At 37.7% G+C, this 21071-nt stretch carries 19 protein-coding genes, 3 tRNA genes, 1 other RNA gene and 1 riboswitch; of the genes, 4 read left to right on the top strand and 19 right to left on the bottom strand.

All coding sequences use genetic code 11. The features are described from left to right. Positions 1-553: 553 nt before the first annotated feature. The 9 genes from CD001_RS14605 to CD001_RS14565 form a co-directional block, all read right to left on the bottom strand. Entirely contained in the window at positions 554-2614 is a 2061-nt protein-coding gene (locus CD001_RS14605) for a peptidoglycan D,D-transpeptidase FtsI family protein (protein ID WP_096188410.1), read from the bottom strand. 188 nt (positions 2615-2802) lie between these two features. After that, positions 2803-2988, bottom strand: a non-coding RNA gene (gene ssrS, locus CD001_RS14600) — 6S RNA. A 143-nt stretch (positions 2989-3131) separates the two neighbouring features. Beyond that, positions 3132-4388: an MFS transporter gene (locus tag CD001_RS14595; RefSeq protein WP_096188409.1), complete on the bottom strand. Its 1257-nt coding sequence runs from the start codon at positions 4386-4388 to the stop codon at positions 3132-3134. 516 nt (positions 4389-4904) lie between these two features. Then, positions 4905-5513, bottom strand: coding sequence for a superoxide dismutase (locus CD001_RS14590; protein WP_096188408.1), 609 nt, complete (start codon positions 5511-5513; stop codon positions 4905-4907). Positions 5514-5722: 209 nt separating this feature from the next. Further along, positions 5723-6052: an iron-sulfur cluster biosynthesis family protein gene (locus tag CD001_RS14585; protein ID WP_096188407.1), complete on the bottom strand. Its 330-nt coding sequence runs from the start codon at positions 6050-6052 to the stop codon at positions 5723-5725. Between the two features lie 88 nt (positions 6053-6140). Further along, positions 6141-6233, bottom strand: a tRNA-Ser gene (locus CD001_RS14580). A gap of 31 nt (positions 6234-6264) precedes the next feature. Beyond that, positions 6265-6341: transfer RNA gene (locus tag CD001_RS14575), tRNA-Ile, on the bottom strand. Between the two features lie 663 nt (positions 6342-7004). Then, a tRNA-Met gene (locus tag CD001_RS14570) sits at positions 7005-7081 on the bottom strand. A gap of 160 nt (positions 7082-7241) precedes the next feature. Then, on the bottom strand, positions 7242-8879 hold the full coding sequence (locus CD001_RS14565) for a Na/Pi cotransporter family protein (protein ID WP_096188406.1): 1638 nt from the start codon (positions 8877-8879) through the stop codon (positions 7242-7244). Between the two features lie 317 nt (positions 8880-9196). Here CD001_RS14565 and CD001_RS14560 point away from each other — a divergent pair, with 317 nt between their 5' ends. Both CD001_RS14560 and CD001_RS14555 read left to right on the top strand, forming a co-directional pair. After that, positions 9197-9994, top strand: coding sequence for a DUF1189 domain-containing protein (locus CD001_RS14560; protein ID WP_096188405.1), 798 nt, complete (start codon positions 9197-9199; stop codon positions 9992-9994). 327 nt (positions 9995-10321) lie between these two features. Then, positions 10322-10660: a helix-turn-helix domain-containing protein gene (locus tag CD001_RS14555; RefSeq protein ID WP_096188404.1), complete on the top strand. Its 339-nt coding sequence runs from the start codon at positions 10322-10324 to the stop codon at positions 10658-10660. Between the two features lie 40 nt (positions 10661-10700). On the opposite strand, the gene CD001_RS14550 is transcribed toward CD001_RS14555, so the two are convergent. The 5 genes from CD001_RS14550 to CD001_RS14530 form a co-directional block, all read right to left on the bottom strand. After that, the gene (locus tag CD001_RS14550) at positions 10701-11324 is read right to left on the bottom strand and encodes a class D sortase (protein WP_096188403.1); all 624 of its coding nucleotides are present in this window, start codon (positions 11322-11324) and stop codon (positions 10701-10703) included. Then, positions 11321-11980: a TasA family protein gene (locus CD001_RS14545; RefSeq protein WP_179298754.1), complete on the bottom strand. Its 660-nt coding sequence runs from the start codon at positions 11978-11980 to the stop codon at positions 11321-11323. Before CD001_RS14545 ends, CD001_RS14550 begins: the two co-directional genes overlap by 4 nt. 40 nt (positions 11981-12020) lie before the next feature. Continuing rightward, positions 12021-12617: a signal peptidase I SipW gene (sipW, locus tag CD001_RS14540; protein ID WP_096188401.1), complete on the bottom strand. Its 597-nt coding sequence runs from the start codon at positions 12615-12617 to the stop codon at positions 12021-12023. Between the two features lie 2 nt (positions 12618-12619). Beyond that, positions 12620-13465 (bottom strand): amyloid fiber anchoring/assembly protein TapA, encoded by an 846-nt coding sequence (gene tapA / locus CD001_RS14535; protein ID WP_096188400.1) that lies wholly within the window; start codon positions 13463-13465, stop codon positions 12620-12622. Between the two features lie 139 nt (positions 13466-13604). After that, positions 13605-14306 carry a TasA family protein gene (locus tag CD001_RS14530; protein ID WP_096188399.1) on the bottom strand — a complete coding sequence of 234 codons (702 nt, stop codon included), beginning with the start codon at positions 14304-14306 and terminating at the stop codon, positions 13605-13607. A gap of 360 nt (positions 14307-14666) precedes the next feature. Between CD001_RS14530 and CD001_RS14525 the strand changes: the two genes are divergently transcribed. Together CD001_RS14525 and CD001_RS14520 are read left to right on the top strand one after the other, a co-directional pair. Beyond that, positions 14667-14909, top strand: coding sequence for a helix-turn-helix domain-containing protein (locus CD001_RS14525; protein WP_096188398.1), 243 nt, complete (start codon positions 14667-14669; stop codon positions 14907-14909). Positions 14910-15144: 235 nt separating this feature from the next. Then, complete coding sequence (locus CD001_RS14520) at positions 15145-16800, top strand: IS1182 family transposase (protein ID WP_096186249.1); 1656 nt, start codon at positions 15145-15147, stop codon at positions 16798-16800. Positions 16801-16824: 24 nt separating this feature from the next. Here the strand turns inward: CD001_RS14520 and sinI are convergent, their stop codons facing one another. The 5 genes from sinI to CD001_RS14490 form a co-directional block, all read right to left on the bottom strand. After that, on the bottom strand, positions 16825-16947 hold the full coding sequence (sinI, locus tag CD001_RS14515; protein WP_096188397.1) for a DNA-binding anti-repressor SinI: 123 nt from the start codon (positions 16945-16947) through the stop codon (positions 16825-16827). A gap of 259 nt (positions 16948-17206) precedes the next feature. After that, a complete protein-coding gene (locus CD001_RS14505; protein WP_142303593.1) occupies positions 17207-17338 on the bottom strand; it encodes an anti-repressor SinI family protein in 132 nt (43 codons plus the stop codon). Between the two features lie 36 nt (positions 17339-17374). Continuing rightward, a riboswitch (cyclic di-GMP riboswitch) is annotated at positions 17375-17480 on the bottom strand. A gap of 394 nt (positions 17481-17874) precedes the next feature. Beyond that, positions 17875-18501: an NfeD family protein gene (locus CD001_RS14500; RefSeq protein ID WP_096188394.1), complete on the bottom strand. Its 627-nt coding sequence runs from the start codon at positions 18499-18501 to the stop codon at positions 17875-17877. Between the two features lie 177 nt (positions 18502-18678). Then, entirely contained in the window at positions 18679-19623 is a 945-nt protein-coding gene (locus CD001_RS14495; RefSeq protein ID WP_096188393.1) for a DUF1002 domain-containing protein, read from the bottom strand. A gap of 199 nt (positions 19624-19822) precedes the next feature. After that, positions 19823-21037, bottom strand: coding sequence for an MFS transporter (locus CD001_RS14490; protein WP_096188392.1), 1215 nt, complete (start codon positions 21035-21037; stop codon positions 19823-19825). Positions 21038-21071 lie beyond the last annotated feature (34 nt).

Genomic DNA, 21071 nt, shown 5'->3' with positions numbered 1-21071 from the left:
GCTGCACTTCGTTTGCATTCGTAGTGTCTTCTTTGCCGCGGGCAAGGATTCAGCTAATCAGGGTAATATCGGCCCGATGGATCTTCATCTCTTGCTTTTCCTGCTTCTTTCTCTTCTAGTATTGCTCTGTAGTTGCGTCAACCGGCCAAAATGCCACGTCCTGTCCGTCGAAGCAACTCACTAAATCAGATCTTAGGCTAAAACCCTCCGCATCCTGCAGGAACCTTGTGGAGGAATCGAACGAGGATGACATTCGCACGCTAGACAAAACCCTCCGCATCCTGCAGGAACCTTGTGGAAGCACGTGATGAAAATGCTATTTGCTGGCGTCTCGTGTTTTTTGGCAATCAACAAGAAAATCTAAAACCAATGATTGGGACCATTTTTCAGTTATTATTGGCTAGTTATACCCCACCGCCTTTATTGATCGAAAGTCCTATTTATATGAAACGAAAAAAAATTATAGGTATATAGTATTGTGATAGTTTCTGCTCAATACATCAAAAGAAGCACTTCACCGTTACAGTAAGTGCTTCTTTGTTCGTTAATCACTCTATTCGTCCATGTTGATATTTTCGTCTTCATAATCGATGTTATCATCAGGAAGAGCAGGTCCATTACGTTTTTCCTTTAATTCAAAATAAGCATCTAAAATGTCTCTACCGATTGTGTTTGCTAACCTCGTTTCTGTCGTTATATCCATTCCTGGAGCCATTACCGTAAAGGCTACTTCCGGGTCGTCGAATGGTGCCCAGCCAACGAGTGCTTGATTGTTTGCACTTTCACCGTCAACTAATACCTGTGCTGTCCCCGTTTTTCCTCCGGCAACGTAATCAGCATCACGAAAAGCAGATGCAGCTGTACCATTTGATCCGTGCATAACAAGTCGAAACCCTTCTCGTACTCGATCAATATACGAATCTTCCATATCGATGCGATTTAGCACTTTCGGTTCAAGCTGCTGTGCAATAGGGCCTAACTCTCCTCTAGATGCTCCAGGTTCTCTAATTTCACTTACGACTCTTGGAGCAATTCGGTAGCCTCCGTTCGCGATCGTTGAAACATACTGTGCTAGTTGAAGCGGTGTATAAGTGTCATATTGGCCAAACGTTAAATATAACAAGTTACCAGGGTTTCCATACCCTCCGTTAATACCAGAAAACTCATTTGGCAAATCAATTCCTGTATTGACACCTAAACCAAATTGGCTGTAATAATAACGAAGTAAGTCATACGTTGACTGAACATTGCTCCAATTCGTTCCGCTGACGCCAGGTGTATAATTCATTAAATTCATCGCAACGTATGCCATATAAATGTTCGATGACCGTTCTAACGCTTGTAAATCATTAATATATCCTAACGGACGATGTGACCTAAGTGTTGGTGTTTGCGGTATTTCAATCGGTCTGTCTAGAATTCTCGAGCCGACAGGCATTGCTCCTGTTTCATAACCAGCAAGAACGGTTGCTCCTTTTATCGTCGACCCCATTTCAAATGCTTGTGTAAACGTAGCGATATCACTGTTGTAGCCAGCCATTGATAAGATTTCACCTGTGTTCGGATCCATCATTACAACGTAAGCATCTTTCTCACCTATAAATTGGGAACTTGCTTCATCCACTTCTTTTTCAAGTATTTCTTCGACTTTTTGCTGTAATTCCATGTCAAAAGATAAAACGAGATCATTGCCTCTGCTTCCTAGACGTTCTTCTGGATTTCTTAAGAAATTCCCGCTGCGATCAAGAAAATTATCAAGACTTCCATTTTCTCCACGTAATACGGACTCGTATTGGGCTTCAAGGTATGTTCGCCCTACTTCTTCATTACGAGAATACCCTTGTGAGAGATAATAATCGAGGTCATCTCTCTGAATTGACCCGACCTGTCCGAGTACACCTTTTAACGTATCATCAAATACATAGTGGCGCTCGGAATCTCGAATAATATCAACACCCGGAAGTTCTTCAAGATTTTCCATAATTGTTGCTGCTTCGTCGTATGAAATACCACGCTTCACTTTATGTGGCAAATTATTATATCCAGCATTAAACTCACGCCATATCCCGAATACCTCCATATGTTCTTGAGAATTTTCCAGGTTCTCTAGCTCTTCTTCAGGAATACGGTTTAATCGCTCATTATAAATTTCATCATTTGATATTTCTAGTTCCTCTGCCTCTTCTAACGTTAAAAGTTCGTCAAATTTACTTAGCTCCCCTTCTTCTTCGCTTTCACTATTTAACAATACCCAAAAGTCTTGAAGTTCTCGTTTATAAATATTTCGCGGCTCTTGTGTAATGTATTCATTTAATTTAATCGCTGTTTCCAACATTTCATCGGGGGGAGTATTGCTGTTCGTGTATGTCACAGTAAACATCAATTCATTATCAACTACGATATTTCCATAACGGTCATACATGAGCCCCCGTGGTGCTTCTACAGGAACACTAATATTAACTGTTCTTTCTAATTGTTCTTGATATTCTTCTCCTTGTACAATTTGCACAACCCCTAACCGGAGAATAAGTGCGGAGAACAAGAGGAAAACGAGGAAAAATATGATATTTAACCGAACAGGCAAGTGCGTTCTCTTTTGTTTCTTCTCTGTCATTGAATTTATTCCTTTCTATGTATCCTTTCCGTACAACTTTCTATCCTTATCTATTATGAAATATTTTAACGTATTTTTCTATAGTCAAAGTGCAATTTATCCATCATATGTGCAATTATTCTTAAACAAACATTTTTTCTGGAAATAGACCATACAAGAATAGACACCTTTTATGCAGGTGTCTAAAAAATGTGCCCGCATGTGCGGTTATCTTCCAGATTTCACGAACCCGCACGATGGCAGGTGGGTGCTTGCAAAAGAATATCCAACTTCCTCATAGAGGCATGTTGTCCAAACTTTAATGTTAAGCTCCCAATGTGAATTGGTGTTCGGTTCGAATTAATACTCGAAGTTCACCAACACCGCAGGCAACGATTGAGATTGATTTGTTATTATTATATCATATCCACTTATTTTATCAATATAAGAACAGCCTGAAAAAGCAGGAGAAAAGAAGGAATTTTACCATCTTTTTCACAATATAATTGATCCTTTGTATAGATACTATTTCCTGTTTCTAATGTTTCTTTAAAACACTATACGTTTCCTTTTCACCAGTCTCAGGAAGATTAATTTTTCTAATACACCAGTAGATGACCATATGACCGATTCCTAACAGCATCAATGCATAGGGTATTCCTTTATCTTCCTGGAACAAAATAATGAACAACATTAAAGTTAAAATAGATATAATCCTTCCTGCATTAATAAACAATTCACGTACCACGATATATTCTACTCGCATTTCTGCTGCCTTCCAGCCGCTGCCGATCACATCATATGTCAATGATACATACGGAACTAATAAAAGCGGATAAGCAAGTGATATCGTTACCCCATAAGCAATCAACCTTGCAAAGCTCAATTCAAAAACAATGAGGAAGATCGCCAAATATAATATAACTCCACCAACTAAGATTGCTTTTTTACGATAATGAGGTTTAATAAAACGACCAACTAAGTAATAACAAATAAATGATACAGCCGAAGCAATTAACCCATATGTACCTAAAGCGAGTTCACTTCCTGTAGAAACATACACCCATACGACAATCACAAAAACAAAACTTCCTTCACGCAGACCTTGAAAAAAGTGAGCATGTAAAATTCTTGCCCATGCTTCGTACTCTTTACGGATTTTCACAATATCTATTAAGTGGAATTGACCTTTTGCCGATCTACGTTTCAAGAAAAAACTAAGGATGACTGCTGCGACAAATAAAGCTAGTGAAATCGCAAAAATAACACGATAACCAATCAATTTCTCCATATGGGTAATTAAGAAGCCTGCAAAAATCGGTCCGATCATCCCTGCAAATGAGGTTAATATCCCTAAAAATCCATTAAAAAAATCTCTCGTCTCAGGCTCGGTAATTTCAAAGGTCAGGATATTAAATGATAACCAATAAAATCCATAACCGACTCCGAGTAAAGCTCCAAGCAGAATTAAATATTGGCCAGCATTTTCTCCTAAAAATAAGACGGTAAAATAAAAAATTGATAAAAAAATAACCCCTAAACGCAGGACCACTACTCGATCAATCTTTTTCGCCCATCTACCGGCTAAAATAAACGTCAGAGGCTGTAAAATGACAACGGATAAATTATAAATCGCAAGATCCATAAATTCACCAGACTGTTTCCATAAATAAACGTTTACAAACGTATTTGATAATGCAATGCTTAACGCATACAAACCGCCAATGAACAAAAGGAACTTTAAATCTTTATTTACTTCTATATCTCCAATAAACGCTTTTAATACCTTTTTCATGTGCCGACGCTCCTTTTAACATCACACACATTATTGTGCCACCACAATAAGATGATATGCGAAAACATCAAGCAACAAAAAAAGATATTATTTTAATCTTTTTTATGTATAAATGTAAGCTAGTAATTGTAAAACTTTTAAAAAAAGAGCAAGTGGCTTCGGTTATCGACGAAGAAAACTGGTCGGACAAAACGACACGTCCTGTGGCATGTCCGATACTAGAACGTCCATGCTCGTCGGACTGAGCCGAGTGAGATAAAGGAGTGTCAAAAGCTTGTCTTTGTCTCTTCCTCTACTAGAATTGCTCTGGAGTGTATCCGTCAACCGGGCAATACGCCACGTCCTGTGGCATGCGCTGCATTAGGACGTCCTGTCCGTCGAGACAACTCGAAATATTGCGTGATGTAACGCTCTTGGCTGAAGCTAGACAACAATCGAGAGATTGAAATTTTATACTTTCTTAACCTTTTAAAAAAGACCTAACTGCCTCGAGGCAGCCAGGTCTTTTCAGTATACTTATTTTGCTTCAGCATATCGCTTTGCAACTTCATCCCAGTTAACGACGTTAAAGAACGCATCAACATAGTCAGGACGTTTATTTTGGTACTTAAGATAGTATGCATGCTCCCAAACGTCTACTCCTAGAATTGGCGTTTGTCCTTCCATTACTGGAGTGTCTTGGTTAGGTGTGCTTGTTACTTCAACTTTACCGTTGTTTACAACTAGCCAAGCCCAGCCTGATCCAAAACGAGTAAGTGCAGCATTTTTGAATTCTTCTTTAAACTTGTCGAAGCTTCCAAAAGCCTCATTAATAGCATCTGCTAGTTCACCTGTTGGTGCACCGCCGCCATTTGGAGACATGATTTGCCAGAATAACGTGTGGTTATAGTGCCCACCTCCATTATTTCGAACGGCTCCACGGATACTTTCCGGAAGTGCATCAAGATTAGAGATTAAGTCTTCAAGACTCTTTCCTTGAAGATCACTGTGTCCTTCTAAAGCATCATTTAACTTAGTAACATAAGTATTGTGGTGCTTCCCATGGTGAATCTTCATCGTTTCTTCATCAATGTGTGGTGTTAATGCGTCATGTGAGTATGGTAGTTCTGGAAGTGTAAATGCCATTCATATCTCCTCCTTAATATATTATGTAGGTTGATAAATAATTGGAAATAAAATCCAACATCATCCCACAGAGGCACGTCCTTTCCAGGATGAAAAGGATTCCTCTTTCATTTTTACATTATCAGAAATAGACTCATGATTCAAACAAAAAAGCTTTGCAATATTAATTATTTGTAAAAGGTATCTTAGTTTACCTGATTGTCAAATAATTATGTAAGAGGAAGGAACGTCATTCGCGGATTTAACATTTGATTTGGACTTTTCAACTGGAACATTTTTGCTGTGTCGGAATAATCAATCATTATTTGTTTATCATATGCCCATTTATATTGCCCTTCAATCGCAACGCGGACCGTATTAGGCTCACACGGAACACTTTCATACGCTCCGCTATTTTCTATTTCAAGCAGTTTACTAACACCACTGACCACACAACCACATCCGTCAGTATCATATTTTATTAATAAAACATTCGAAGTAAGGTCAGTACTTCTTTTTCTTAATTCTGCTATCGCTTTAGACGTGATTTGTACATTCATCTTCACTGTCACCTCAATTTATGATTAACCTGTTTAAAATGAATAAAAACTCACTGTTTAACATTACAGTGAGTTGAATAATTATGTATGGCGGAGGAGGAGGGATTCGAACCCCCGCGGGCCGTGAAGCCCCTGTCGGTTTTCAAGACCGATCCCTTCAGCCGGACTTGGGTACTCCTCCGTAAAAAATGATACTATGTAGGTAAATAATATGGTGGACCCTGTAGGACTCGAACCTACGACCGGACGGTTATGAGCCGTCTGCTCTGACCAACTGAGCTAAGGGTCCTTAATAAGGATATTAATCTTAATGATGTCTGGCCTATTTTATGTTGAACGACTTGTCTGTCTCTTCCTCTTCTAGCTTTGCTTCGAAGTATGATCCGTCGAGACAACTCGTAGCCTTTCAGCGAAGCTTTCCTCGTTGCTCTGACCAACTGAGCTAAGGGTCCTTAATAAGGATATTAACCTTAATGATGTCTGGCCTATTTATGTTGAACGACTTTTCTGTCTCTTCCTCTTCTAGCTTTGCTTCGAAGTATGATCCGTCGAGACAACTCGTAGCCTTTCAGCGAAGCTTTCCTCGTTGCTCTGACCAACTGAGCTAAGGGTCCTTAATAAGGATATTAACCTTAATGATGTCTGGCCTATTTATGTTGAACGACTTGTCTGTCTCTTCCTCTTCTAGCTTTGCTTCGAAGTATGATCCGTCGAGACAACTCGTAGCCTTTCAGCGAAGCTTTCCTCGTTGCTCTGACCAACTGAGCTAAGGGTCCTTAATAAGGATATTAATCTTAATGATGTCTGGCCTATTTATGTTGAACGACTTGTCTGTCTCTTCCTCTTCTAGCTTTGCTTCGAAGTATGATCCGTCGAGACAACTCGTAGCCTTTCAGCGAAGCTTTCCTCGTTGCTCTGACCAATCGAACTAACGGTCATCTAAAATCTATCATGGTAGCGGCGGAGGGGATCGAACCCCCGACCTCACGGGTATGAACCGTACGCTCTAGCCAGCTGAGCTACACCGCCATCAGCTCATTTTTTTCGTTTGAGACAATGAATATATTAGCACGTCCATTAAATTAAAGTCAACAACTTTATGCAAATTTTTTAATTTATTTTTCCAAGATAGTTTTTTTAAGGGAAATATTGGGGTTGAACCACTGCAGGTCCAACCCAAAAATATTCTTTATTCTTCTCCAATGACAGCCTCTGCAATGTTTACTGCATGATCGCCGATACGTTCTAAATTACTGATCATGTCCACAAATACAATTCCTGCAGAACCGTCACAGCTTCCTTCATTTAAACGAATAATATGTTTTTTTCGTAGCTGACGCTCCATTTTATCAATTTGTTCCTCTTTCAATACGACAGACCTAGCAGCGACTATATCGTCATCCTCAAGTGCCTTCACTGCTTTGTGTAACGTTTCAATCGTTAACTCAAACATTTCATTTAAATCTTCCATTGCAAGCTGAGACATTTTCACTTTATTCGTCACTTGATATTCAGCAAGTTCAATAAGGTTTTCCATATGGTCTCCGACACGCTCAATATCACGAACTGTATCCATTAGCATAGAGTGTTGCGCAGAATCTTGCGCAGATAGTGAGTTTGCAGAGATTTTCACTAAGTAATCGGTAATTTTCCGATCAAGATTATTAATGGCATCTTCAAATTGATACGTCAGTTCTGCATGACGCTTTTGCTTCGATTTTACGAATTGGGAAGCTTCTTTTAACCCTTGTTCAGATAATTCAGCCATTCGTAAAGTTTCTTTCTTCGCCTGCCCTAAGGCAATTGACGATGATTGAGTAATTAATGTTGGATCTAAATGCTGTGCTTTGTATTCGATTACCGTTTCTTTTCCTGGAATAATCTTTGTTACAATCCAAGCTAATACAGCGACAAATGGAAGCTGTATTAGTACGTTCGAGAAGTTAAAGATACCATGTGCAACAGCAATAGTCATTTCAGGGTTTAATTCCCATTTTTCTTGTAAAAACGAAATAAAATGGATGTATGGATAAATAACGAGTAAAACAATGACTGTACCGACGACATTAAAAATAACGTGTGTTAGTGCTGCTCGTTTTGCCGCAATTGATGCTCCTAATGCAGCTAAAACAGCTGTGATCGTTGTCCCAATATTGTCACCAAACAATACCGGAAGAGCTGCGTCTAACTCCAATGCTCCTTGTGCAAAAAGCTGCTGAAGCAGACCAATTGCTGCTGAAGAACTTTGAACACTGACAGTGAAGATCGTACCGATCAATACACCCAACAGCGGATTTTGACTCATACTAACCGTTAATTCAGCAAATGCCTCTAGCTCACGTAACGGCTTTAATCCATCTCCCATTAAGCTTAAGCCGTAAAATAATGCACCGAACCCAAAAAAGACTTGTCCAATATTGTTCGCTTTTTTATTTTTTATGAAAAATATTAAGAATGTCCCGATTGCAATAATCGGTAAAGCATAGTCAGAAATTTTCAGACCGATAATAAAAGCTGTAACCGTCGTACCGATATTGGCCCCCATAATGACTCCAATAGACTGTCTTAGCGTCATAAATCCAGCATTTACAAGACCGATTGCAAGTACAGTTGTCCCGGTACTCGTTTGTAAAAGTACTGTTACGATAATCCCTGCAATGACACCCATAATCGGATTACTCGTGAATTTATCTAAAATATCTCTCAGTCTGTCTCCCGCAACTTTTTGTAAGCCATCTCCCATAAATTTGATTCCGAATAGAAAGATTGCAAGTCCTCCGAAAAACATAAATAAAAGATCTCTTAATTCTAATTCCAACCAGCTCATCCCCTTAGTACCTATACTCGACGCCTTTCGTCACGTCGTTCATATTACGCGTCGTTTGTTAACTGTTTGTTAATCAATTGTAAAGATTTTATTAAGTTTTATATTTGCCATTCATAATCCTACACTCTTTCGACAAAAAATCCAATGCTTATCAAGCAACTTTTCTTTCGATATCCCCAAAAATAGTTTATATTAAAAACAGACCCATTCGGTATTCAACGATACGTCTTTTTTCAATTAAAAACAGCATCTAATTACCTATGTGAAATTGAATACCTATTCAAGGTGAAACACTGTAATTAAAAAGGAGTGCAAGGATGAATATTTTTCAGCAATTTGTAAAAAGTTTATATTCACCAGAAACGATCGCTAAATTTCGTTTTCAAAAAATCGGAAAAACGATTCTTTATGTATTTTTCTTAATGTTCATTACAAGTATCCCTGCCGCCTACTATTTAGGTAGCGGGATCAATACGATGTTCAATCATGTAGAAAGTCATTTAGATGAAACTATACCCGATTTCTCTATTCAAAATGGTACTCTCGAATCTGAAGTAAACGATCCACTCATTATCGAAGAGACAGACGGTGTGATCATTTTTGACCCTACTGGAGAATATACTGAATCCGATGTCGCTGAACACGGTGATGCATTTGCAATGCTAGAACGTGAAGCGCTGTTCGTTACGAACGGTGTCGTCGAAACCTTTAACTATCAGCAACTCGGATTAAATGTATCTAAAGATCAAGCAATGGATTTTGCTGACAGTCTCGGCGGCATTCTACCTATCATTATTGGTTTAATTGTCGTTATTATGTATATCTTTACAACTGCAATGAAGTTTATCGGAATCTTTACCCTTTCACTTATTTCACTGTTTATGAAACGTAATACAGCATCACAGCTAAGATACCGGCATTGTTGGATTTTATCAGCATACGCGGTTACAATGCCTACTATCTTATTTGCTCTTCTAGAAGGTCTTGGTATCTTTATTCCGTTCTCATTTACGGTTTATTGGGTTATTGCCATTGTCATGATGTATTTCGTACTTCGTGAAATTCCTCAGCCAAAACAAAACACAGGCGTAAATCCACCGACAATAAATGATTAAAATTTGGAGCAGGTTACAGAAATTGTAGCCTGCTCGTTCTTTATAAAGATACTGATTTTCTGTAATCAGGACGATCGTTTAAATAATTCGAAAATTACTTATAAAACGAGGTAAACAGATAGAAAATGTGCTATATTATTGATATAATCGAATATTCAAGAAGTCCTATAGTATGTGTAACTATATAATGTGTAACCAAATAAAAAGTCTAATAAGATGTCACACATAATCCCTCAATAAAAACGTATCAAGAACGAATGATATAAATAGGAAGAAGATTCAGAATATAACAGGACTTGTATATGAACTCAAAAGGGGTTTTCGCTTATGATTGGAGAACATGTAAAAAAATACCGTAAAGATGCAGGATTAACATTAACTGAACTAGCTGAACGAGCGGGGGTAGCTAAATCATATTTAAGTGCATTAGAGCGTAATATTCAAAAAAATCCATCTGTGCAATTTTTAGAGAAAGTAGCTGCAGAATTAAATATTACGATTGATCATTTATTAAAAGATCACGTTGCAGAAACTCATTCGCCTTCTCAAAATCATTTAGATAATGAATGGGAAAAGCTTGTAAAGGAAGCAATGGACTCCGGAGTATCTAAAGAAGAGTTTAGAGAGTTTCTCGAATTCAACAAATGGAAGATGAAGCAAAAGTAATAGGCCTCTGAGTTATGGAGGCCTTTCTGTTTCTATTATTCTAACCTTTCTTTGCATGAACGATTAATCGATGGGTCGGATCAATAACCGGTGTACATGTAATTAATGTAACGACTGAATAATGATCGATCGGTTGTAATACTGATACATCTTCTGGAGCCACAACAGAAGTTTGAAACACTTCAAATTGATACTCTCCTGTACGTGTCTCAACTACGACGAGATCTCCTTCCTCAATTTCATCGAGACGGTTAAACTGCCTCCCGTACGTATGACTGCGGTGTGCAGCAATACCTGTGTTCCCGCCTTCCTCGCCAAAAGGTGAAGTACTTGTTAATACCCCTGCACCGACCTTTAAATTAGTTTCAGACGCACCTTCGAGTAATGGCAAAGTTAACTCAATCTTTTCAATATGAAGCAAACCGACGACATTCTCTATCTTAGTAGGCGAATCTGCTGTCCCGATTACACCCCCCATCGCACTCTCAAGAACAAGACTCCTCTCTTCGGTATCCACTTCTTGATCTTCAAAAATAGTATCTAGCTCTCTAAACTCATTAATTAAGCTTTGCTCATTAGATGCGTAATATTGACCTTGAAAATACGGAAAGAGGATCACAGCTGTACCTACAACCATTAACATAGTTGCTAGTAACCGTTTCAATACCTCTCTCCTCCCATATTTACAAACCGTTTCGACGACTTAAGCATCAAATATCCTGCTATTAATAGTACTAATCCAATAAGATAATATAACAATGGTATTTGATCACCTGTTTGAGGTAAACTGCCACCAATTATTGATGATTCTGTTTCATCTGCGCTTGGATCAGTAGGTTGAACCGATTCAGCATCAGCCCATAGCACGATTTCAAACTCTGTTTTCAACCCTTGAAACTCATTTCCAGATTCCCAAGGAAACTCAGCTACAAACGTAATTTCATCTTCGTCTCCAATATCTAGATAGCGTGGTTCGAATCCACCAAATTGTGCAAGATTGCCTTCAAAAAGAATCCCATCAGAGTCGAAAACCGATAATTCAAACTGCCTAAATAATTTATCCGATCCTCCAGTTTGATTTACTTTTGAATGATAATAATATTCCATATTACCGTTGTTTTTCACAGTCAATGTTCGTGTAATCGTATCACCAGGCTTAAGGTTTGCGACATCGAATAGTACGCTCTCAGGAGACGTACTAATAGAAATGGAGTTTGTATCAGCAAACACCTTATTATGATAGTGCATGCTCGAGTATATGAACAAAAATATGATAATAATTGTTGTTAGTTGAAAGATCACTTTATACTTTCCTTGCATAACATCACCTTCTTTCATTACGGCATTAACTGTTGCAAACTTAAACAGACTCTTTTACCTCTTCGATATTGGCACTATTATTAGTTGACTGGTTCTCTTTTTCCATTTGAGAAAGACCTTGCCAAATTGTAAAGCCTGCATAAATCAATAATATTATTCCTGGTACAATGAGCATTAATGCTCCTCCTTCTTTTGACTGGGCAAAACTTGCCATATAACCAATATACGGAATTGTAAATCCTGTATATTCAGCCACGACATTTTCTGATAAAACTAAACTGCTGTCAGGAGCATTGTTGCTGTCGCCTTTCGTTTCATACATCACGTTGTCTCCGCTATATACAACGTCTATGACTCTATGGGTAACTAGTCTCTCCTCATTTTCCATGAATGTAATAATGTCCCCTTCAGTAAACCTTGTCATATCACCATCAGGTTTTACAGCGATAATCGACCCTGTTTTAAACTCTGGCTCCATAGATCCTGATAATACAGTTTTAAGTTGATATCCAAATAATTCAGGTTCTCCACCGGATGCCTTCGTTGAAATAACGACAAAAGCCATCAAGATGAGTGATGTAAATAATGTAAAGCTTACTAGAGCACTCACCCACTTTTTTACAGTTTTTAGCTTCATAATTAGTCATCCTCCCGTGGATTTTCATCTGTTTCAGTTTTATTCCCTTTTATGTCAATTTCAGTTTCCTTCTTATTTTTTTGTTCATCATTATGTTTCTTAACGTCTTTATCTTCTAACTCACTTTCTATTTCCTTTCCTTTATCTTTGTTTTCTTCTACATCCTTTTCTTCTTTCTTTTTACTGTCTGACGAATCCTCGGATTCTATTTGCTCTTTATTTTCATTACTTTTATTTTCTTCTCCATCTACTTCATCGCTTTCATTCTGATTTTTATTAATAACTTGGTTCTCTTCTTGTACTTCAATTTCTTCTTTCGCAGCATTACAATTAAGATGAACCATTTCACTCCATATTTCCTGTCTTTCATCATAGTCATCATTAAAACCGGGACGCTGAAATGCCTTAAACGTGTAGAAGCCACCTTCTTCAGCCATGAACGTTATATGGACCGCTTCATTTTGTGATAAAGCTTCAATTACACCATCACCGACTTTTTCACCATGGGGATTTTCAGGATTCCCACTTTCAACATAATAAACTTCAAACTCAGTTATATTAGCCATATCTAACCCGATGTTTTTAATTTCAACACTAATTTCTTCTGGAGCACACGCTTTTACATTTTGAGTCTTTTTCCCAGTAAATTGTAGTTCACTTTTATCCCACCAATATTCTGCAGATGAGATGATTCCATTCGTTTGAGAGTGACTGCTGAAATAAGCGACCGTTTCAGATGTTAGTAAAGATGCTGACACGACCGTGGCATACCAAATTGCTAATATTTGTGCAAAAATAACTAACTTTCTATATTTCTTACGGTACATGGCAGAACGTGTACTTCTCACCTTGCATTCCTCCTCTTATGTATCATTCATTTATGAATTCGATTATTTTCTATCATAAATATACAAATGACTATTATAGATTTATGATAAAAAATAAATATGGAGAAAGGTGAGAAATCCTCACCTTTCCTTTATAAATTTATTTCTCTTGACCTTCACCTTGGAATCCTTCAAATGTCCAAGTAAGTTCAAGATCTAAGTTTTGAAGATGGTTTTGATCTTCACCAGTATCTTTAAACGCAAATTGTACTTCAAAGTCTGCTGTGTCACCTGCTGCGATACCAGTTACTTCTTCTGCTACATCTTCAAATACAGGATCTACAGTGACCCATTTACCAAATATCGGCCAAATGATCCATTCCCAATATTCATACCCTTCTTCAGTCATGATTTCCTCTATGTTCACCTTTGTAGCTAAATCTTCAGGTGTTAAATCTCTTAAATCCTTCAAAGACACCTCAAACAAAATTTCGTATGGTTCATCACCCGTTGTATTCTTAAGGAATTGAACCATAAGTGCCTCCCCATATTCATCAGCTAAATCAGAACTCACAGACTCGCCATCTCTTGTTACGTGATACTCAGTAGAAAGATCTACATATGCAATATCTAATGACCCGTTATTTTGAAGCTCGAACGACCTAGGCATCCAATCACCAGGCTTTAAGTTCTCCATTGGAACTTGGATTTCTGGATCTACATCTAAATCAATTGTTCCAGATGCAAAAGTGTTCGATTGCACTGCAGTGTCACTAAAATAAGCAAATGTTCCTCCACCAATTAACGCAAGACCTAATGCCGCCGTCATCGCTCCCATACTCAACTTCTTTTTAATACTCAAAATAATTCCTCCTTTTCACCCAAATCGGGTATGTAATTTTATGTGAACCTTTGCTGGCGCAAAGATATCAGCATCAAGACCCTTTTCATGATGATCCTATTTAGAATGAAAGAACCACTTTACGTTCCCACTAGTAAATTCGTTATATCGAACTCAAATCATAGTATAGTACCTTAATCCCATTTTGAAAAACGTCAAAATAAGCGATTCGTTCTTAATATCGCACATATATCGTTCTTTATATCGCATTTACTCTTATTTTCTCTCTTTTTCAATTTTTTTAATTTTTATTCTGTGCGATATAATGAACTCAACTGTGAATTTAGGAAAATACTCATAACATTGAAAGGAGGCGAATGAATGATTGGAGATATGATTAAACATAAGCGGAAAGAACGGGGCTTATCATTATCTGAATTGTCAAGAATGACTGGGGTTTCAAAGTCATATTTAAGCTATATTGAAAGGGGGTTAAAGAAAAACCCTTCAATTATCATTGTTAAAAAAATATTTTCTACTTTAGATTTACCACTATCCATCTTAAATTCTTATGATTACTTTTTCGAAGATTATGAAGAAAGACATAAAAAGTTATCTCAGTAACCTATATTTTTACATCAATCGACATTTACAGATAGGACAGCTTATACTTATATAAACAAAACCAGCATAAAGGAATGAGGCTGGGACAAAACCAGTAAATGGTAAATAAAAATGGTCATTTCTAACCGGGTGTTAGAGATGACCATTTTTTACGTTTTTTTCATTATTAAAGCAGAAAAAAAGGACTCCCTCTGCTATGATTAAAGTACCACCAAAAACCATGGGAGGGATCCTTTTGTTTAAACAGTATAACATGAATCAAGTGATTTTGCCTTTAGATATGGAAAGAAAATTACATAAAGATGATATTGCGTTTACGATCCATGAGATGATCGAAGGTATTCCAGAGGAAGCATTCGAGCCGTTTCTTCGCGAAACGGGTACCCCTTCTTATCATCCTAAAATGATGATGAAAGTTATCTTATGCGCTTACACCCAATCCGTATTTTCTGGAAGAAAAATCGAAGCCCTAGTGCAGGACAGTGTGCGCATGATGTGGCTAGCACAAGGCTACGAACCAAGTTATCGCACCATTAACCGGTTCCGAGTGAACCTCCATGTACAAGACCTTCTCCGTGAATGCTTCGTACAATTCCGCAGTCAGCTAGTCGAAGAGAAGGTCATTGATCAAGAAGCGGTTTTCATAGATGGTACAAAGATCGAAGCAAACGCCAACAAGTACACGTTTGTCTGGCGTAAATCGACCGAACGACACAGTCAGAATTTAATTGAGAAATCAAATACGATGTATGAAGAGCTGTTGGAACAAGAGGTCATCCCTGCGATGGAACGGGAAAGTTCAGACGAACTTTCGACAGAAGAACTTCAATCCGTGGTGAATAAGCTGGATGACCACATTGAGGATTTCAATCAAAAGATTGAATCGAGCGATGATACAGCGGTACGGAAACAGCTCCGTTCCGATCGAAAAAAGCCTAAAGAGTATCAGAAACAGTTCAAGGATTTTCTTCAACGAAAACAAAAATATCAAACCGATATGGAGATATTTGGTGAACGCAATAGTTACTCCAAAACGGATCATGATGCGACATTCATGCGTATGAAAGACGATCACATGAGAAATGGTCAATTAAAGGCAGGGTATAACGTTCAACTTGCGACCGAAAACCAGTACGCTCTTGCTTATGATGTTTTTCCGAATCCAACGGACGTTAGAACATTGATTCCTTTCTTAGACCGTATAGAGAACGATTTTTTTGAATTACCTCGATATATTGTAGCGGATGCAGGGTATGGCAGTGAACAAAATTATCAAGATGTGCATGAAAATCGTGAACGGGAAGCTCTGATTACTTTCAACACGTATCGTAAAGAAAAGACCAAGAAATATCAAAAGGACCCTTCCAATTCGGCCAACTGGGCTTATGACGAAGAAAAAGATGCTTTCACTTGTCCCAACGGACAACAAGTCTCCTTTCTATATACATCGCAGAAAAAAGATCGATATGGGTTTACGAGAACCGTTAAAGTCTATGAGTGTGAGGACTGTTCTTCCTGTCCGTTACGGGCTGAGTGCAATAAGAGACAAAGTGGACGCAACCGAAGAATCTACTTTAATCCGACATGGGAAGAACAAAAAGCTTATATAAGAGAACAGCTTTCGGAAACGAAAACAGGTGAACTTTATGGTCAAAGAAAAATTGACGTTGAACCTGTATTCGGTTTTCTGAAGGCGAATTTGCGTTTCTCTCGAATGTCAGTGAGAGGAACTGACAAGGTGAAAAATGAGTTAGGGTTTGCATTCATGGCTGTGAACCTAAGAAAATACACCTCAAAACCCCAGAAGGTGTCCGGTAGGACACCTTACCATTCACAGAAAAAAGATTCGGATGATCAAAAAATGATCATCCGAACCTTTTTTTATTCGTAGAAACTAGTTTTGTCCCAGCCTCATTTACTTTTCTTTTTTTTCTTCTAAAAATTCACGGACCGTTTTCGGACTTAATCCTATCTTTTTAGCTTCTATTATTAACTCTACCCACTCTTCCTCTGACAATAACACTTCACTTGCTTTCATAAACACGCACTCCTTATTAAGGCTTATAGTGATTTAAAGATAAAGATTCTTCATCGAAGGAAGTCATACATAAATGCTAGTAATAGTTCACAAAAATAAATTCGTTATTTCGACTAAAAAACTACATATATTCTTTATAACGAACATTTATACTTATATATTAGTAGGAGATTCGAATAATTACAACCTTTTTTTGAAATTTCTAACAAAAAATAAAAATAACCACCCTTCACTCAATGTTAAAGGTGGTAAAAACTAATTAAACAGCTGTTACCGCTCTATTCTTTTTTAAAAACTCCCGAACATCTTCTGGAGTTATCCCTATTTCCCGCGCCTCGATTAATAATTTTTCCCATTCTTTGTCAAAGTCGGTCCTATTATAGTTTTCCATCCTGCCCTTGATCCCCCTCTCAATCATCCTTACCTGCTAGGTAACCCGGCGATCTTAGGCAGCTTTCAATAGCTTTATGTACCTTACCCGTAGACCCGTAGTTTTGCGCCGCTACTTTTCAGTAGGTTTGCCCTTGGCTAGAAGGAGGGTGTCCAGTTCATATCTTTTAAGTTATCTTCATTATAATCATGAGACTGGAACGGTTTGTGTGGAAACTTGTCACCAAAAACAAAATAAGTCTTTATGACTATCTACTGCAGTTTACCTTGTCAGAAGCCTATTATAATAACGATTAGAAAAAGTTCTTTACCATTCAATAAAGTGAATTTTTAAAAAATACAGTTACACGTTCCGACAAATCGGATTATTTTACCTCCATTTAACCATTATGAACTTACTAATGATGATTACAACCGGAGTATGTACAGTAGAATTGAGAAAAGCGAGCGCCCGGTTTTACAGATTTTGAATTCTATTAAAAGAGAGGGTGTCTTCAAAATTAAAACTTTTGAGACACCCTCATTCATCGATTATGTTTATTCAGGTACAACGACAATCCTTGTTCCATCAGCAGAAATTACTTTTACCTTTTGTTCTGATTCAACCCATTGATTGTCTGTTGTTGCACTATAAAGCGTTCCCTCAATTTCCACAGTACCAGTAGGTCGAAACGGTGTTTTCGTTACTCCGGACTTACCAACTAGCTCTTTATATGACTCATTCATTGAATTGTAGCCATGTTCACTCGAAAGTTTATCTTTAAAGGTTAGTTTTGACCACATATCTCTCGATGGAAATACTTTCGTAAACAAGTACGATGTTGGTACTGCAAGGATCAAAGCCATTGCAACTAGTATACCGTATATAATCCCAGGTGAAGGTATTGCAAGTCCTAATATCATTAATAGTATCCCTACGACTGCAATTGAACCGTCACCAGTTACTTTTCCATCAAAGATAATCAGCATAAGTCCGACTAAATATAAAACAACGATCCATAAGCTTGCTGTCGCTGTGAGATGATGTGAAAAATACAACGCCATAATGACGACACCTAAAATTCCGAATAAACCTTTTGCCCTGACCATCAGCTCTCCAAAAATAAATAACGTTGCTATAAAAACGACGAAGAAGCCAAAGGTGGCGTTATCTAACATTTCCATCATAATTCCCCCCGTCTAAATCAATCTATGCTTTCATTATATTGTATCAATCTTTTCCTTTATGTACATCTACGTTCGATTATGAAAAAAAGTTTCAAAAACAATTCATGAAATTTTCACAATTTCAAACTCAATAGGAAAAGCGGCCACGAGTTCCGGCCGCCTGTAACATAACGATTACTCATGCTGTTCAGTTTTTGCTGGAAGATTATTTATCGATGCATAGTTCGGCATATGAATAATCGATGAAGATAACCAGCCTCTAATTGCATCAATTATAGCGCTGAAAAAGTCTACGACCGCCTGAATAAACCCTTGACCTTCTTCACTGCTTATGAAATCACTAACATTTTCACGTATATTCCCTAATTGATTTCGAACTTGATCCCAATTAATATTCATATTTCTCATACGGTCAAACAAAGAAACTAAACCATTTAACTCTTCTTCTGTCAATGACATTCCTAGTTCATTGGCAAGTCTTTGGATTAGATCACGCAAATCCTCTTCTGTTTCAATATCTTGATTTGCAATTTCTTCTTTAATACGTGCCATTAACTCGGTCGCTTGCTCTACTCCATGTTCATCACCAAGCTCTGCAGTTTTTACTAATTCTTCATTCGCAATTTGTTTTTGGTCTTCAGGTATCGCTTCATCTGAAGACAATTCATATGCTTTAATAAGTCCAGTCAATGCACCTGTTCCAGATACATTAAATGGAGCCGTAACGTATACTTCTGCATCTTTCACCCCAGCTGTCACAAGCGCATTCGCATACATTCCTTCACTAATTCTCGTAATATTGTTCGTTTCCACCATAATTCCTTCATCATTGTCAGTAATTGTTATTCTTGAAGAAGAAATCGCATTGCTGCCAATTTGACTAGCAGGAATATAATCACCTAGGTATTCATGCTCCTCTTCATTCGTAACATAAACAACTTGGACTTCATCAGGATTTACCCCCATCTCATCTAACAATGCTTGTTTGTCATCTTCAGCTAAATCTTCACCTAATGTGACGATGACATCCCCTGGAATTGCATCTGCAAACGAAACAGACACAAATAAAAACCATATTGCAAACGTTGAAACAGCTATTTTCCATATATGTTGACGCATAATGAATTCCCCTTTCAGTTCGAGCTTCCTCTTTCTCTAAGAGTGATGGTTACCGTTTCCTAGAAGATCTCTTTTTTCACCAGTAGCTCAATCATTCGTTTCTAAAGTCCTTATGTGTTAATGTATATGATTGTCCCTCCCTTAATAAGTAGAAAACACTATTTTCAATAAAAAAGAAAGGGACGAAAGGTCTATTTACTCAGTTCAATTCGTGATAAAGCTCTTTTTTTTCGTTTATTAACCACCCTCCATATAACGCTGCTGACATACTTAATAGGACTAATGTTGATTTCAAAAACATATCCCATTCATACATCATCCAGTAGCTGTAAACTAATGGACCTAACGCTACGCCTAGAAAGCGGACCATGCTATAAAGAGCTACCACCATCCCTCGCTCTTCTTTTGAGACGCTAGCTGTGACCAAAAGGTTACATGCGGGAAGTAATAATCCAGTGCCTACAGAAAATCCAGACATGATGAGAACAAGAGCGATGAAGTTATGTTCAACCATACCTCCGATCGAACTTAAAAACAAAAGTACAAACGCAGTATATAATATTTTTTTCATATGAGTATCATTCCCGCCAATGAACCGTCCTGAAACATACGAGGCTGCTGTTAAAAATCCAAGAGGAATAAAAAAGAGAACCCCTTTTGACCAACCAACAATCCCATATATTCTTTCTGCTTCATATGACAAATAAAAAAGCAGTCCAAACAATATAAATAAAACGACTCCTCCTGTTAGAAATAAAGGGATAAGCCAATGATAGCTTCGTTTCATCGCCGCCTTAATGGTTTGCCTGTATGCTTTGAATGTAGTAAAAGTACGCTCCTCTTCAATTTTAATAAAAAATAGAATGATAATTAAAGCAGTAAAGGCCATAATAAAATAAAAAATAAAAGCACTATACCAAAACATCATCACTGCAATGATTCCTAAAAATGGACTAAACATTTTTCCAATCCCATTAGAAACTTCCATTGCTCCTAACGCGGTACTTCTTTTTCTTCCTGAAAAAACATCACCGATAACAGTGAGTGCAAGAGGTGATGTTCCTCCCGCTCCAAATCCTTGGATGGCTCGTCCCACTAACATGAAAGTATAGGAAAATACATTTGGTGGTATGACTGCTGCAATGACAGATATAACACTGCCGACACAAATGACTGAAAGAGATATGATGATTAATTTTTTCCTTCCGTAACGGTCTGACAAAAAGCCGATTAATGGAATCGTCACAGCAGCTGGAACGGCAAATGCAGTCAACATCCAGCCTGTTTGTGTTGGATCCAGCAGTAATGCATTTTCAATATTCGGTAGTATTGGAATAAACATCGAGTTACCTACGACCATAATAAATGGTAGTGAACCGAGTGCTATCATAATCATACGTTCTTTTACGGTCATGGTTTCACCTCTATTCAATACTTGGCTAATCGTT

Origin of the sequence: Evansella halocellulosilytica, from assembly GCF_002335745.1 — a bacterium.
Lineage (GTDB): Bacteria > Bacillota > Bacilli > Bacillales > Salisediminibacteriaceae > Bacillus_CA > Bacillus_CA halocellulosilytica.
The sequence above is the reverse complement of the archived record's forward strand: the minus strand, read 5'-3'. Positions and strand labels throughout refer to the sequence as shown.